Annotated in this window: 13 protein-coding genes, 3 tRNA genes, 1 rRNA gene and 2 pseudogenes; 11 read left to right on the forward strand and 8 right to left on the reverse strand. The window is 24.9% G+C overall.

The annotated features are described in order from the left end of the window. Positions 1 to 19 precede the first annotated feature (19 nt). A complete protein-coding gene (proS, locus tag AB4W66_RS00995) occupies positions 20 to 1,213 on the reverse strand; it encodes a proline--tRNA ligase (RefSeq protein ID WP_367675037.1) in 1,194 nt (397 codons plus the stop codon). Between the two features lie 169 nt (positions 1,214 to 1,382). Here proS and AB4W66_RS01000 point away from each other — a divergent pair, with 169 nt between their 5' ends. Then, on the forward strand, positions 1,383 to 2,546 hold the full coding sequence (locus AB4W66_RS01000) for an EscU/YscU/HrcU family type III secretion system export apparatus switch protein (protein ID WP_367675038.1): 1,164 nt from the start codon (positions 1,383 to 1,385) through the stop codon (positions 2,544 to 2,546). Beyond that, positions 2,539 to 4,656, forward strand: a complete 2,118-nt coding sequence (flhA, locus tag AB4W66_RS01005) for a flagellar biosynthesis protein FlhA (protein WP_367675039.1) — start codon at positions 2,539 to 2,541, stop codon at positions 4,654 to 4,656. The genes AB4W66_RS01000 and flhA overlap by 8 nt, the downstream gene beginning before the upstream one ends. A 91-nt stretch (positions 4,657 to 4,747) precedes the next feature. Here the strand turns inward: flhA and argS are convergent, their stop codons facing one another. Beyond that, positions 4,748 to 6,484, reverse strand: coding sequence for an arginine--tRNA ligase (gene argS, locus AB4W66_RS01010; protein WP_367675040.1), 1,737 nt, complete (start codon positions 6,482 to 6,484; stop codon positions 4,748 to 4,750). 305 nt (positions 6,485 to 6,789) lie between these two features. On the opposite strand from argS, the gene AB4W66_RS01015 reads away from it, so the two are divergent. From AB4W66_RS01015 to AB4W66_RS01025, 3 genes are all read left to right on the forward strand, one after another. Beyond that, positions 6,790 to 8,371 (forward strand): 16S ribosomal RNA (locus AB4W66_RS01015). An 81-nt stretch (positions 8,372 to 8,452) separates the two neighbouring features. After that, positions 8,453 to 8,529 (forward strand) — tRNA-Ile (locus tag AB4W66_RS01020). A gap of 14 nt (positions 8,530 to 8,543) precedes the next feature. Continuing rightward, positions 8,544 to 8,617 (forward strand) — tRNA-Ala (locus AB4W66_RS01025). Between the two features lie 5 nt (positions 8,618 to 8,622). Here the strand turns inward: AB4W66_RS01025 and gloB are convergent. Both gloB and rnhA read right to left on the reverse strand, forming a co-directional pair. Continuing rightward, on the reverse strand, positions 8,623 to 9,363 hold the full coding sequence (gene gloB / locus AB4W66_RS01030) for a hydroxyacylglutathione hydrolase (protein ID WP_367675041.1): 741 nt from the start codon (positions 9,361 to 9,363) through the stop codon (positions 8,623 to 8,625). Between the two features lie 10 nt (positions 9,364 to 9,373). Beyond that, a pseudogene (gene rnhA / locus AB4W66_RS01035) lies at positions 9,374 to 9,837 on the reverse strand (ribonuclease HI). A 64-nt stretch (positions 9,838 to 9,901) separates the two neighbouring features. Between rnhA and dnaQ the strand changes: the two are divergent. From dnaQ to tadA, 6 genes are all read left to right on the forward strand, one after another. Next, complete coding sequence (gene dnaQ, locus AB4W66_RS01040; RefSeq protein WP_367675042.1) at positions 9,902 to 10,642, forward strand: DNA polymerase III subunit epsilon; 741 nt, start codon at positions 9,902 to 9,904, stop codon at positions 10,640 to 10,642. A gap of 62 nt (positions 10,643 to 10,704) precedes the next feature. After that, positions 10,705 to 10,778, forward strand: a tRNA-Asp gene (locus AB4W66_RS01045). Positions 10,779 to 10,879: 101 nt separating this feature from the next. Continuing rightward, on the forward strand, positions 10,880 to 11,341 hold the full coding sequence (gpt, locus tag AB4W66_RS01050) for a xanthine phosphoribosyltransferase (protein ID WP_367675043.1): 462 nt from the start codon (positions 10,880 to 10,882) through the stop codon (positions 11,339 to 11,341). A gap of 41 nt (positions 11,342 to 11,382) precedes the next feature. Continuing rightward, positions 11,383 to 11,895 (forward strand): nucleotide exchange factor GrpE, encoded by a 513-nt coding sequence (locus tag AB4W66_RS01055; protein WP_367675044.1) that lies wholly within the window; start codon positions 11,383 to 11,385, stop codon positions 11,893 to 11,895. A 47-nt stretch (positions 11,896 to 11,942) separates the two neighbouring features. Beyond that, on the forward strand, positions 11,943 to 12,428 hold the full coding sequence (smpB, locus tag AB4W66_RS01060; protein WP_367675045.1) for an SsrA-binding protein SmpB: 486 nt from the start codon (positions 11,943 to 11,945) through the stop codon (positions 12,426 to 12,428). Positions 12,429 to 12,459: 31 nt separating this feature from the next. After that, the gene (tadA, locus tag AB4W66_RS01065; protein WP_367675046.1) at positions 12,460 to 12,927 is read left to right on the forward strand and encodes a tRNA adenosine(34) deaminase TadA; all 468 of its coding nucleotides are present in this window, start codon (positions 12,460 to 12,462) and stop codon (positions 12,925 to 12,927) included. A 26-nt stretch (positions 12,928 to 12,953) separates the two neighbouring features. Here the strand turns inward: tadA and acpS are convergent. The 4 genes and pseudogenes from acpS to rnc form a co-directional block, all read right to left on the reverse strand. Continuing rightward, a pseudogene (gene acpS, locus AB4W66_RS01070) lies at positions 12,954 to 13,199 on the reverse strand (holo-ACP synthase); the annotation flags it as partial. Between the two features lie 160 nt (positions 13,200 to 13,359). Further along, positions 13,360 to 13,827 carry a KH domain-containing protein gene (locus tag AB4W66_RS01075; RefSeq protein WP_367675047.1) on the reverse strand — a complete coding sequence of 156 codons (468 nt, stop codon included), beginning with the start codon at positions 13,825 to 13,827 and terminating at the stop codon, positions 13,360 to 13,362. 161 nt (positions 13,828 to 13,988) lie between these two features. Beyond that, positions 13,989 to 14,219: a GTPase gene (locus tag AB4W66_RS01080; protein WP_367675048.1), complete on the reverse strand. Its 231-nt coding sequence runs from the start codon at positions 14,217 to 14,219 to the stop codon at positions 13,989 to 13,991. Further along, positions 14,216 to 14,896 (reverse strand): ribonuclease III, encoded by a 681-nt coding sequence (gene rnc, locus AB4W66_RS01085; protein ID WP_367675049.1) that lies wholly within the window; start codon positions 14,894 to 14,896, stop codon positions 14,216 to 14,218. The genes AB4W66_RS01080 and rnc overlap by 4 nt, the downstream gene beginning before the upstream one ends. Positions 14,897 to 14,935: the final 39 nt, after the last annotated feature.

The raw sequence follows: 14,935 nt of genomic DNA on the forward strand, positions 1-14,935 counted from the left end.
TTGTTTTTTTATTTATTTTTTATTCTTTTATTTTTTTAGTAATAAAATTTATTATATTATTTTTTTTTAAAATTTCAGAAACATGTTTTTTTCTATCTCGATATTCTATTTCTTTTTTTTTTGATAGTTTTTCACTGACTATGATTTGGTGTGGTATACCAATTAAATCCATTTCATTGAAAATAACTCCAGTTCTTTCCTTTCTATTGTCAAATAGAACGTCAAATTTATTTTTTTTTAAAATTTTATATATTTCAATAGAAATATTGTTTACTATTTTTGATTTATATAAATTTACAGGTATAATTGCAATTTGAAAAGGGGATAAAGTATTTGGCCAAATGATACCTTTTTCATCGTGATGTTGTTGAATAATAGCACTTACTAATCTAGTTATTCCTATACCATAGCAACCCATTGTTATAATTTTTTTTATTCCACTTTTGTTTTGTATTTTAGTATTAAAAATTGATGTATATTTTTTTTTAATTTGAAAAATATGTGCTATTTCTATAGGATTATCATCGATAATTTCATATTTTATATTTTTTTTTGTTATTTTTTTTTTTGTATTAGTTTGAAATTCATGAGAAATATCACCTCCAATATGATTAGAATTTGCTTTAATTAAATTAAATTTTAATTTCATTTTTTTAAATATATTTGTATACGTATATATCATTTTTTCGTACGTATTTTTTAAAGATGTTGAGTTTTCATGAAAAGAATAAGCATCTTTCATAATGAATTCTCTTGATCGAACAACTCCTGCTTTTGCTCGAATTTCATCTCTGTATTTATTTTGTATTTGATATAAAATTAATGGTAGTTGTTTATAAGAATGTATTTCTTGTGCTATTAGACTTGTTACAACTTCTTCGTGGGTAGGAGCTAAAACAAATTCTTTTTTTTTTCTATCTATAAGTTTAAATAATTCTTTTCCATATGTTTCTCGTCTTCCGCTTTGTTTCCAAATTTCTGAAGATTGTATTGTTGGCATATAAATTTCTATTCCTCCAATATTATTTAGTTCTGTTCTAATAATATTTTTGATTTTTTTAATTACTTTTACACCCATTGGTAACCAGGTATATGTTCCAGAAGATAGTTGTCTGATTAATCCTGCTTTTAGCATTAATTTATGACTTATACTAATTTTAGAATTTTTATTTATTTGTTTCATAGTAAAAAGATAATAGTTCTTTGTTTTCATTAAAATTTTCCTGTTTTCTATGGATTTTTTAAAATAATTTATTTGATAGTTATTTTTTTAATCAGATTTATTCATCTTTTAAATTTAAGATATCTACTTGCTCCTGTTTTAAAAATAAATTATATTATTTTTTATTTGTTTTTTAATTTTAATAAATCAGGAAATTATTGTGTCTACTTATCAATCAAACGATGAAAAAACAGAAAAACCTACTCATTATAGATTGAAAAAAGTTTACAAAAAAGGAGAATTTAACAAAAATTCTAGAGACGTAAATTCAATTGTAATATTGATTGTATTTTTATTAGGTTTTAAATTTTTATATTTTACAATTTTTTCTAAATTTCAAAATGTTATGAAAGTATGTTTTTTATTTTGTGGAAATTTTAGATCAGAACATTTTGATAATAAGATATCATTAATATTAAATGATTTTTTTAAAATTTTGTTTTTTTATTTTTTATTATTTTTTTTTAGTTTATTAGCTATTTTGATTTTTAATTATTTAATGTTAAATGGTCGTTTTATTAGATTTAATTTTTTAAGAATAAGATTTTCAAGAATTAATATATTGAAAGGAATAAAGAGTATATTTTCTTATAATGCAGTCTTAGATTTTTTAAAATTAACAACAAAAGTTTTTTTTTTAATATTGTTTTTCATTTTATTTATAAGAAACTATAGTTTAAATAGTTTGGGTTTTTTATATTCAATAGATAGAATGAAAACATTTTTTTTATTAGGAAAAAATGTAATTTATTTTTGTTGTTTTTATTCTATTTTATTTATTTTTCCAGTTGTTTGTTTTGATATATTACTAGATAACTATCGTTATTATAAAAATTTAAGAATGAGTCGTCAAGAAATAAGAGATGAATTTAAATACATAGAGGGAAATCCAATTATTAAATTTAGAATTCGAAATGCAATGCGAATTTCTTCTAAAAGAAATATGACTATTAACGTTCCTAAAGCAAATGTAATTATTACTAATCCAGTTAATTATGCAATTGCGTTAATATATGACGAAAAAACTATGCATGCACCAAAAGTTTTAGTGAAAGGTACAGGAGTAATAGCATTAAAAATTTGTAGTTTAGGAAAAAAAAATCATATTCCTATAATGTCTAATCCAATTTTAGCACGTGTTTTATATCGTTATGTTGAAGTTGGTCACTACGTTCCTAGTAAATTTTATACAGTAGTAGCTGAAGTATTAGCGTGGGCATGGAGAGTACAAAGATGGAAAAGAAATGGAGGAAAATTTCCACAAAAACCAACTAGTTTTTCTATTTTAGATGAAAAAAAATACAAGAGAGAAAAAAATGTTTAATTTTATTAAAACGTCTAAAATTGCAAATAGTTTTAATTCTTTTCAATGGCATATATTATCTGGTCCAATATTAATATTAATTATATTATCTATGGTAGTAGTTCCATTACCTTCTTTTATTTTAGATTTGTTTTTTACATTTAATATAGCTTTATCAATAATGATATTGCTATCAGCAATGTTTACTAAAAACATACTAGAGTTTGCAGCTTTTCCAAGTATTTTATTATTTTCAACTTTGTTGAGATTAGCTTTAAATGTTGCTTCTACTAGAATTATTTTATTGAATGGTCATACTGGATCAGCAGCAGCGGGGTATGTAGTAGAATCTTTTGGACATTTTTTAGTTGGTGGGAATTTTGTAATTGGAAGCATTGTTTTTATTATATTAGTAATAATTAATTTTATGGTTATTACTAAAGGAGCTGGAAGGATTGCAGAAGTAGGAGCTCGTTTTATATTAGATGGAATGCCAGGCAAACAAATGGCAATTGATGCTGATTTAAATGCAGGAATAATAGGAGAAAACGAAGCTAAAAATCGTAGAATGGAAATTTCTCAAGAAGCTGATTTTTATGGATCTATGGATGGAGCAAGTAAATTTGTTAGAGGTGATGCAATAGCTGGAATATTAATAATGATAATCAATGTTGTTGGTGGTTTGGTTATTGCTGTTTTTCAACATCAAATGCAATTAGGACAAGCAGCAAAAGTTTATACTTTATTAACGATAGGAGATGGATTAGTAGCTCAAATTCCTGCTTTAGTAATTTCTACAGCTGCTGGAGTAATAGTAACTAGAGTAACTACTGAACAAAATGTTGGTGAACAAATAGTAAGTCAATTACTTTGTGATTTTAGAGTCATTTTTTTAAGTTCGATTGTATTAGGAATTTTAGGATTAGTTCCTGGTATGCCAAATTTTATTTTTTTATTTTTTTCTTCGTTGTTGATGTTTTTTTCTTGGAAATTATATAAGAGTCATTCTAAAAAAACTTTTGAAGATTTTTTTAAAAATGAAAAAAAAATTGATAAAGAAAAAACATTAATTAAAGATGCTTCTTGGAAAGACGTTCGATTAGAAAATGTTTTAGGGATTGAGTTAGGTTCTTCTTTGCTATCTTTAATTGATTCTAACTCTGATCAAGATTTAAAAAACCGAATTTCTTTAATTAGAAAAAAATTTACTAAAGATATTGGATTTTTGCCTTCTAGAATTCATATTTACAATAATCCTGATTTAGAAAAAAATAATTATAGAATATTAATTAGAGGTGTAGAAGTAGGTTATGGTATTGTTTTTGTTGATCGTTTTTTATCTATCAATTCTGGAAACGTTAAGTTTAGTGATGATAATATATCAAATTCAAATAATTTAATACATGAACCTGCTTTTGGTTTGGATGCATATTGGATTGATATTGATCAAGTAGAAGAAGCAAAAAAGATAGGTTATACAGTTGTTAGTACTAGTGTTGTAATAGTTACTCATTTGAATAAATTGATGTTAGATTATTCTCATAAACTATTCGGTAGAGAAGAAGCTAAAAGTCTTCTTGAATGTGTATCAAAAGATGTTCCTAAGTTAGTAGAAGATTTAATTCCTAATTTAATTAGTTTAACTGTTTTTCATAGAGTAGTATATAATTTACTATTTGAAAATGTTCCTATCAGAGATATTCGTACTATAATAGAAACATTAATAGAACAAGATTCAAATATTCAAAATCAACCTCAACAATTGACAGTTTTTGTAAGAATTGCATTAGGTAAAATTATTACTCAAAAATTTTTTCCAAAAACTGTAAAAATTATTGAAGTTATAACTTTAGATCATCAATTAGAAAAATTATTCTTACAAATTATTCAATCTAGCGAAGGTAAAATAGAACCTGGTTTGTCAGAGAAAGTTTTTTATCAAACTGAAATTGCTATAAACAAACAAAAATCTTTGAATTTACCAATTGTTTTATTAGTAAGAAATGAATTAAGAGAATATATTTCTTATTTTTTAAGACAAAGATTTACAGAATTAACTGTTATATCTAATTCAGAATTATACGTTGATGACAAAATTATTAAATCAGTCAATATAATTGGAAAACATTGATTTTAATTAAAATATTTTTTTATTTAAAAAAAAAATACATTGTAAAAAAATGTTTTTTAATTTTTTTTTAATAAATTTTATTTTATAACTATTAAATATAATTAACTGTACTTATTCCTAATAAGTATAGTCCTTTTTTTAAAATTTTAGATGTTAAAAATGATATTTTTAATCTACTGATTTTAATTTTGTTATTTTTTTCAAGTAAGATATTGTAATTTTCATAAAAGTTTGAATAAATTACTGAAAGTTCATATAAGTATAAACATATTATATGAGGATATCCGTTTATGGTTGATTTTTTTAATGTTTCTTCGAATTGTAAAATTTTTAAACTTAATTGAATTTCTATTTTCTTTCTTAGAAAAAAATATTTATTCATTTTTAAATTTTGTAGTTCTATTTTAGATTTCTTAATAAGAGATAAGATTCTTACGTAGGTATATTGTATATACAAAGATGTATTTCCTTTTAAGGAAAGCATAGTATTCCAATCAAAAACGTAATTTGTTGATCTATTTTTAGACAAATCAAAGTATTTTATTGCTCCAATACCAATTTTTTCTGAAATTAAATTTAGTTCATAATCTGATAATTTAGGGTTTTTTTTAGAAATTAAAAATTTTGCTCTTTTTATTGCTTCATTTACTAAATCTATAAGTTTAATAGTATTTCCACTTCTAGTTTTATAAGGAGTATTATTTTTTGTAAGTACCATTCCAAACATATAATGTTTTATTATGATTTCTTTAGATATATAGTTTGCTTTTTCAGCAATTAATTGTACTTGTTCTAAATGTTGTTTTTGTCTACTGTCGGTAAAATAAATTATTTTTTTTGCTTTTAGTATTTTAGTTCTGTACTTTATACATGCGATATCTATTGTACTATAAAGAAATGCTCCGTCTGATTTTTGTATAATAACTCCCATAGGTTCTGCTAGTTTGTTTTTAAACTCTTTTAAAAATATAATTACAGTATTATTTTTCTTTTTTGCTATTTTTTTTTTTATTAGATCTTTTACAATTTTTGGTAACATTTTTTTATATGAGCTTTCTGCCATTATGTTTTGTTTTCTTAATGTTATTCTCATTTTTTTATATATTTTTTCATTTGTGACATTTGTTATATTTACTATTTTTTTCCAAATTGAATATATTTCTTTATCTTTTTTTTGTAGCTTTAGAATATTTTTTCTAGATAATATAGAAAAATTTTTATCAGATAAATATTTTTTTTTTGCTATTTTATAAAATTTTTCCATTTCTTTTAATTTTATTCTTTTTATTTTTTTTTCTTTCATTTGTAAGTAGGTTATTAACATTCCAAATTGTGTTCCCCAATCTCCAATATGATTTGCTCTTATTACTTTATGACCAAGAAATTCGTACATTCGTACTATAGAATCACCAATCACTGTAGATCGGAGATGCCCAACATGCATTTCTTTAGCAATATTAGGAGAAGAATAATCAATTATTATTTTTTTAGGATTATTGGATCGTTTAATTTTAAATCTTGTGCAAAATTGTATTTCTTCCATTTTTTCTTCAATCCAATTTTTTTTTAAAGTTAAATTTATAAAACCAGGTTTTGAAATTTCTATTATTTGGCATTCTTTTTCTAAATTGATATGTAAAACAACTTTTTTTGCTAAATTCATAGGATTTATGTTTAAATTTTTAGCTATTTTCATAATTCCATTAATTTGATAGTCTATTCTTGATATTTGTTTAGATCTAATTAGAAGTGGGTCGCAATTTTTAGAAGCTCCACATTTTATTAATGATCTTTTAATTTTTTTTGATAAAATAGAAATTATATTCATTGTTTTTTATTTCTGAAAGTTAAATGTATTAGGTAATAGAAAATTTTTATTGTTTATATGATTATAAATATTTTTTTAAATAAGTGGAAGATTAAAGATTAAAACTATGAAATAAAATAAATAAAAAGAATAAAATATAAAATAAAATTAATAAATTGATTGACTTTTCTTGATAATTCTGTAACATTAGAGATGTTTTATTGTTTATGTTCTTTAAAAATATCAGAAAATCTATGTGAGCACTTGAGATTTAGTGTTTTTCATTTATTCATTAATAATCTTATTTGTTTAAGAAAAAAAGTTTTTAATTGAAGAGTTTGATCATGGCTCAGATTGAACGCTGGCGGCAAGCCTAACACATGCAAGTCGTGCGGCATCGAAAGAAAAAGTTTACTTTTTTTTGTCGGCGAGCGGCGAACGGGTGAGTAATATCTGGGGATCTGCCCAAAAGAGGGGGACAACCACTGGAAACGGTGGCTAATACCGCATGAAGTTGAGAAACCAAAGTAGGGGATTCATTCAATTTATTGAATGAACCTTGCGCTTTTGGATGAACCCAGACGAGATTAGCTTGATGGTGAGGTAATGGCTTACCAATGCTACGATCTCTAGCTGGTCTGAGAGGATATCCAGCCACACTGGAACTGAGACACGGTCCAGACTCCTACGGGAGGCAGCAGTGGGGAATATTGCACAATGGGCGAAAGCCTGATGCAGCTATGCCGCGTGTATGAAGAAGGCCTTAGGGTTGTAAAGTACTTTCGTCAGGAAAGAAAGAGGCAAAAATAAAAAGTTTGTTTGATGACGTTACCTGAAGAAGAAGCACCGGCTAACTCCGTGCCAGCAGCCGCGGTAATACGGGGGGTGCTAGCGTTAATCAGAATTACTGGGCGTAAAGAGCTCGTAGGCGGTGTTTTAAGTCAGATGTGAAAGCCCTGAGCTTAACTTAGGAATTGCATTTGAAACTGGAATGCTAGAGTTTCGTAGAGGGAGGTAGAATTCTAGGTGTAGCGGTGAAATGCGTAGATATCTGGAGGAATACCTGTGGCGAAAGCGACCTCCTAAACGAAGACTGACGCTGAGGTGCGAAAGCGTGGGGAGCAAACAGGATTAGATACCCTGGTAGTCCATGCTGTAAACGATGTCGACTTGGAGGTTGTTTCCTTGAGGAGTGACTTCCGAAGCTAACGCGTTAAGTCGACCGCCTGGGGAGTACGGTCGCAAGGCTAAAACTCAAATGAATTGACGGGGGCCCGCACAAGCGGTGGAGCATGTGGTTTAATTCGATGCAACGCGAAGAACCTTACCTGGTCTTGACATCCATAGAATTTTTTAGAAATTTAAAAGTGCCCTGAAAAGGGAGCTATGAGACAGGTGCTGCATGGCTGTCGTCAGCTCGTGTTGTGAAATGTTGGGTTAAGTCCCGCAACGAGCGCAACCCCTATCCTCTGTTGCCATCAGGTAATGCTGGGAACTCAGGGGAGACTGCCGGTTATAAACCGGAGGAAGGTGGGGATGACGTCAAGTCATCATGGCCCTTACGACCAGGGCTACACACGTGCTACAATGGTGTATACAAAGAGATGCTAAACTGTAAAGTCATGCTAACCTCAAAAAGTACATCGTAGTCCGGACTGGAGTCTGCAACTCGACTCCACGAAGTCGGAATCGCTAGTAATCGTGTATCAGAATGTCACGGTGAATACGTTCCCGGGCCTTGTACACACCGCCCGTCACACCATGGGAGTGGGTTGCAAAAGAAGCAGGAATCTTAACTTGTATATTTTTTATATATAAAAGGTGGACCCTACCACTTTGTGATTCATGACTGGGGTGAAGTCGTAACAAGGTAACCGTAGGGGAACCTGCGGTTGGATCACCTCCTTACAAGAAAAACACTTAATATTTCAAAAGTGCTCACATAAATTATCTGATAAAAAAACAAACTTCTATTTATAAAAAAAAAGAAGGCTTGTAGCTCAGTTGGTTAGAGCGCACCCCTGATAAGGGTGAGGTCGGTGGTTCAAATCCGCTCAGGCCTACCATGAAAAAAAAAACTGGGGCTATAGCTCAGTTTGGTAGAGCGCCTGCCTTGCACGCAGGAGGTCAGCGGTTCGACCCCGCTTAGCTCCAAAAAATTATTTTTTGCAAATAAATTTGTCTTTTTTTTTTCTTAGTTGAATAAAATTATTTAAAAATTCGTATTTAGAAGAAAATTTAAGAAATAAATTTATTTTTTTTTCTTGCTTTAAATTACTTATTAAGGAAAAATTTTTTCTTTTTAAATATTTTATTAAATTATAATATTTTATAATTTCTTTAATTTTTGGAAAATTGATACTAAGAAATTGTAAATTGCAAAATGTATATTCATGTGAATAACATAATATTGTCTCTTCTGGTAATAAATATATTTTTCTCATAGAATTAAACATAGAAATATAGTTTTTTTTATAGATCTTTCCACAACCTCCTGAAAATATTGTATCCCCACAAAACAAATAATTCTCACAATAATAAGAAACATGACCTCTTGTGTGGCCTGGTGTTGACAAAACATTAAAATATTTTTTTAATAGAAGAATATTTTCTCCTCCATAAACGATATGATCAACTCCATATTTTATGGCTTCTTTTGGACCGAAAGTTATTATTTCTGGGAACTTTTCTTTTATTTTTTTTATACCTATTACATGATCTAAGTGTTTGTGAGTAATTAGAATATATTTAGGAATTAAATTTAGTTTCTTTATTATTTTAATAATAGGTAGATGATATCCTGGATCAATAATAATGCATTTATTATTATAAGAATTTACTATTATCCATACATAATTATCAATTAAAATAGGAACTGATATTAAATTTATATTTTTCATTTTTTTAATATTATTTTTTTATATATCCATGATCTATGCAAACAGGATTTTTAGCAGCTCTTTTTGCTATTAGATGACATCTTTCGTTATTTTTATTTCCAGAATGTCCTTTTATCCAATTCCATCTTATAATATGTTTTTTTACTATATAATTTAAACGAATCCATAAATCTATATTTTTTATTTTTTTATTTTTTTTATTTTTCCAGTTTTTTTTTTCCAATCATGTATCCAAATTAACATTCCTTGTTGTACATATTTACTATCTGTTGTTAGTTCAATTAAACAGGATTCTTTAAGAACACTTATGGAAAATATAATAGCCATTAATTCCATTCTATTATTTGTTGTCAAATAAAAACCCGATTGAATGATTTTTTCTTTATTCTTGTATTGTAATATAGCACTATATCCACCTGGACCCGGATTTCCCAAACATGATCCATCAGTAAATATAAAAATTTTTTTTTTAATAAAATTTTTAATAAAAGACATTTATTTTTTTATCTTTAGGTAATAACATTTATTATATATGAAAATGAGTAAAAAAAGAAAATTAATATTAGATATTGAAACTACTGGAATGAATGTTAATGGAAAACCTTATCTTAATCATAAAATTATTGAGATAGGAATAGTAGAGATGATTGATCGTAAATTAACTGGAAACAATTTTCATTTTTATTTACAACCAAATAGAAAAATTGAAGAGTCTGCTTTTCGTATACATGGAATTTCTGACGATTATTTATTAAATAAACCAACTTTTAGAGAAATTTCTAAAAAATTATTTAATTTTATAAAAAATTCTGTTCTTATCATACATAATTCAAGTTTTGACGTAGGATTTATTGATTATGAATTTCAATTATTAAATTTTAATTTTCCAAAAGTAGAGAATTATTGTAAAATTATTGATACTCTTGATTTAGCAAGAAAATTATTTCCTGGAAAAAAAAATAATTTAGATTCTTTGTGTACAAGATATAAAATATCTATAAATCGTGAAAAACATAGTGCTATTTTAGATGCTAAAATTTTATCAAAAATTTATTTATTTATGACTGTGAAACAATATTTAATAGATTTTTCTGAAGTTAAAAAAAAATTAAAGAAATTCAAAAAAAATAATACTATACTTGAAAAAAGATCTTTAGTTGTTTTATTTGCAGACAATCTAGAATTAGAAAAACATTTTTTTTATTTAAAAAACATGAAAAAAAAATTTGGAAAATGCATGTGGGATAAAAAGGATTTTAAAAAAAAGAATAGAATTTGACTTAATTAAAAAAAGAATGTAAGATTTGTTTTTAACAGTTTTATATGCATAAAAATTATTAAGGTGCGGTAGTTCAGATTGGTAGAATATCGGCCTGTCACGCCGGAGGTCGCGGGTTCGAACCCCGTCCGCACCGAATGTAAAAAGTAACTTTTAATTTTTTTTAATAATGAGTTATTTTTTTAAAATTTGTGTATAAATACTTATTTAAAATTTTAATACATTTTATATAAAGAAATGATAGAAAGACATATTGTAACGTGGGATATGCTTCAAATATATACTAAAAATTTAGCAAAAAAACTACTTCCAATGTGTCGATGGAAAGGAATAATAGCTGTTAGTAGAGGTGGTTTAGTTCCTGCTGCAATTTTGTCAAGAGAATTAGGAATAAGATGTGTAGATACGGTTTGTATTTCCAGTTATGATGAAGAAAATAGTTTAAGAAATATAAAAGTAATAAAAAAGGCTCTAGGTACTGGAAACAAAATGATTGTAGTAGATGATTTAGTAGACACTGGTAGAACAGCAAAAAAAATAAAAATTTTATACCCAGATTCTTTTTTTGTTACTGTTTTTGCAAAACCATCTTCTAAAAGTTTAGTAGATGACTATATTATTGATGTTCCTCAAAACATATGGATTGAATTACCATGGGATATGTCGATTTCTTACAAGAGTCCAATAAATAAAAATTAAGAAATATATTTATTTTATAAAAAATAGGTGTATAAGACATAATGGAAAAAAAAAATTTAAAAGATAATTCTATTTTCCTTAAAAATAAGGAAGAAAAAAAAATAATAGAAGAATATTATTTTTTAAAAAAAAGTTTTTTAAAAGATAAAAAGAACTCAGAAAAAGAAATAGAACAAATAAAAAAAATAACTACAAAAGATATTGAAAATTCATATAATTATTCTTTTGACAAAATTATAAAATCTATTTTAGTTGTAATAGATAATTTAGAAAGAGCATTGAGTTTGTCTAAAAAAAATGAAGAAACAATAATTTGCACAGGTTTGAAAAATATTTTAAAAACATTTTCAAAATTTTTATTAAAATTTAATATTAGAATTATTGATTCTAAAAATAATAAATTTAATCCTAATAAACATCAAGCGATTGCTATTGTTAATTCTATAGAGATTAAAAATAACTATATTGTTGAAGTAATTCAAAAAGGATATACGATAAACAATCGTTTGTTAAGACCTGCTATGGTAATAGTTTCAAATAATACTAATGATTAAAAAATAAAAAAATATTTTTTAGTAAAAACTTTATTTGTTCTTAAAAAATGAAAAATAAATTAAGATTTAAAAATCATATACTTGTAAAAAATAAAAAATTATATCACAATTTTTTCATAAAAAAAACCATTCAAGCAGGAATAGTTTTAAAAGGATGGGAAGTAAAAAATATAAGATCTAAGAAAGCAGATTTAATTGGATCATATATTAGAATTAGTTATAAAGAAGCTTTTTTATGTAATTTCTCTGTAAATAACAAAAGTAGTGATATTAATAGATTTAATAATAATAAAGACAGTTTTTTTTTAAATAAAAAGTTATTATTAAAAAAAAATGAAATTTTAAATTTAAGCAATATATTAAAAAAAAATGGATACACAGTAGTACCAATTGAATTTTATTTAAAAAATCAGTGGATTAAATTAAAAATAGGAATAGCTATAGGTAAGAAAAAAACTGATAAAAGAAACATTGAAAAAAAAAGAGATTGGAAGATTGAAAAAAATAGAATAACTAAAAGAAATATGAATTAAAAAAAAGTAGGTTTTTTTTTTATAAATATATATGATAAAAAACAATATAAAAGTTCACAAGCATTGGATGAAATATGCAATTAATCTAGCTAAACATTCTCAGAGAATTGGGGAAGTTCCTATAGGTTCAGTATTAATTTTAAATAATAAAATAATTGGAGAAGGTTTTAATTCTTCTATTTTATGTAACGACCCTACTGCTCATGCTGAAATAATAACTTTAAGAAAAGCAGCAAGAAAAATAAAAAATTATAGAATTTTAAATTCAATTTTATATGTTACATTAGAGCCTTGTTTAATGTGTTTTGGAGCTATATTACATAGTAGAGTAAAAACTTTGGTATATGGTGCTAAGAATAACAGAAGAAACGAAAAAGAAAATAAGTTTTTATATTTTTTATCTAAATTTTATAATTTAGGTTTAATTTCTGGAATTTTAGAATTTGAATGTTCAAATTTAATAAAAAGTTTTTTCCTTGTAAAAAGGAAAAAAAAATAAAATTTTTAAAAGTTTTAATGAAAATTTTATTTTTCGATTATTACTAGTGCTAAAACATATTTTTTTTCATCAGTTAAACTAATATAAATCGATTTAAGTTTTAGTTTATTAAAAAATTTCAATGGTTTTCCTGTTAACTTGATTTTAGGTTTTCCTAAATAATTATGATCAATTTCAAAATTTTTGAATAAAAATCCTTTTTGTATTCCAATTCCAAAAGCTTTAGATACTGCTTCCTTTATTGTAAAAGCTTTAGATAAAAATAATTTTTTTAGTTCTTTTTTTTTTTTTTAAATCTTTTTAATTCATTTACAGAAAGAATTTTTTTTGCTAACTTTTTTTGTTTTAATAAAGAAAATTTATAAATTCTTTTTTTTTTTAATAAATCTATACCAATTCCAAATATGCTCATATTAATTTAATTATAGTTTTTTATTTATTATAACATATATTTTTTTTTATTTTTATATGTAATTTCAAATTTATATTTTTTTTTAATCTTTTTTTTATTTCTGTTTCAGAAATGTTTAATATTAATTTTATTTTTTCTCCATTTTTTCCAATTATTATCTTTTTTTGTCTATTGTTATTAACAAGAATTATTGCAATTAAATATATTTTATTTTCATTTTTTTGATTTAAAAATTCAATTTTAACATCAACTATTAGAGGAATTTCATCTCCTACGTATCTAATAACTTTTTCTCTAATTATTTCAGATAATTCGAATTTTAATGAAAAAACGTATTTTTGTTCTTTTTTAAATTGATGTTTCTCTACAGGAAGTAAATTTCCCACTATTTTTTTTATTTTTTCAAAATTTATTTTTTTTTTTGCAGAAATTGGTATGATTTCTTTTATGTTTTTTATATTTTTTTTTAAAAAATTTATGTAAGGCAATATTATTTTTTTATCTTTTATTAAATCAATTTTATTTATTAGAACAATAACTGGTATTTTATTTTTTTTTATTATACTTGAAATATAATTTTCATAATTTGTCCATTTACATCGGTCTAAAACAAAAATTATAATTTGTGCTAGATTAATAGTTTTTTTAATTAAATTAAAGTCAAAAAAAAAATATTTTTTTGAAAGCCAGGTGTATCTATATAAATTGTCTGATCTTTTTTTTCAGTATGAATACCAATAATATTTTTTTTTGTTGTATTTTTTTTACGAGAAGTAATTGATATTTTTTTATTTATTATTTTATTTAATAAAGTAGATTTACCAACGTTCGTTCTTCCTAATAAAATGGCTGTTCCAAATTTGTTTTTTTTAATGTTCACTGTATTCCTAATTTTTTTAAAGCATTGTATGCTGCGTTTTGTTCAGCTTTTCTTTTACTAGAACCAATTCCTACTAGATGTTCATTCATTCCAGTAATTGTACAATGTATTGTAAATTGTTGATTATGAGCTTCTCCATATACTTTAACTATAAGATAAGATGGAAGAGGTAAATGTTTTGATTGTAAATATTCTTGTAATCTTGTTTTCGGGTCTTTTTGCTTATCACCTGGGCTGATTTTTTTTAAACGTTTTGAATACCATTTTAGAATTAGTGATTCTATAGTTTTAATGTTACTATCTAAAAAAATGCTGCCTATTATAGCTTCTATAGTATTTGCTAATATTGATTCTCTACATCCTCCACCACTTTTTATTTCTCCTTGACCTAATTGTAAATATTTTCCTAAATGAAATTCATATGCTATTTTAGCAAGAGTATCTCCTCTTACTAAAGTTGCCCTCATTCTACTCATATCTCCTTCAGTAACGTATGGAAAATTATGATACAATACATTAGAAATAACGAAACTAAGAATAGAATCTCCTAAGAATTCTAAACGTTCATTGTGTTTTTTATTAGCACTTCTATGAGTAAGAGCTTGTTTTAGTAGTTTTTTTTGTATGAATTGATATCCTAAAATTTTTTCTAATTTTTCTATTATAGAAGATTCCATATTATACCAATTTAAAAAAAAATAAAATTTTATTTTTAG

The organism is Buchnera aphidicola (Tetraneura ulmi) (genome assembly GCF_964058925.1).
GTDB lineage: Bacteria > Pseudomonadota > Gammaproteobacteria > Enterobacterales > Enterobacteriaceae > Buchnera_D > Buchnera_D aphidicola_B.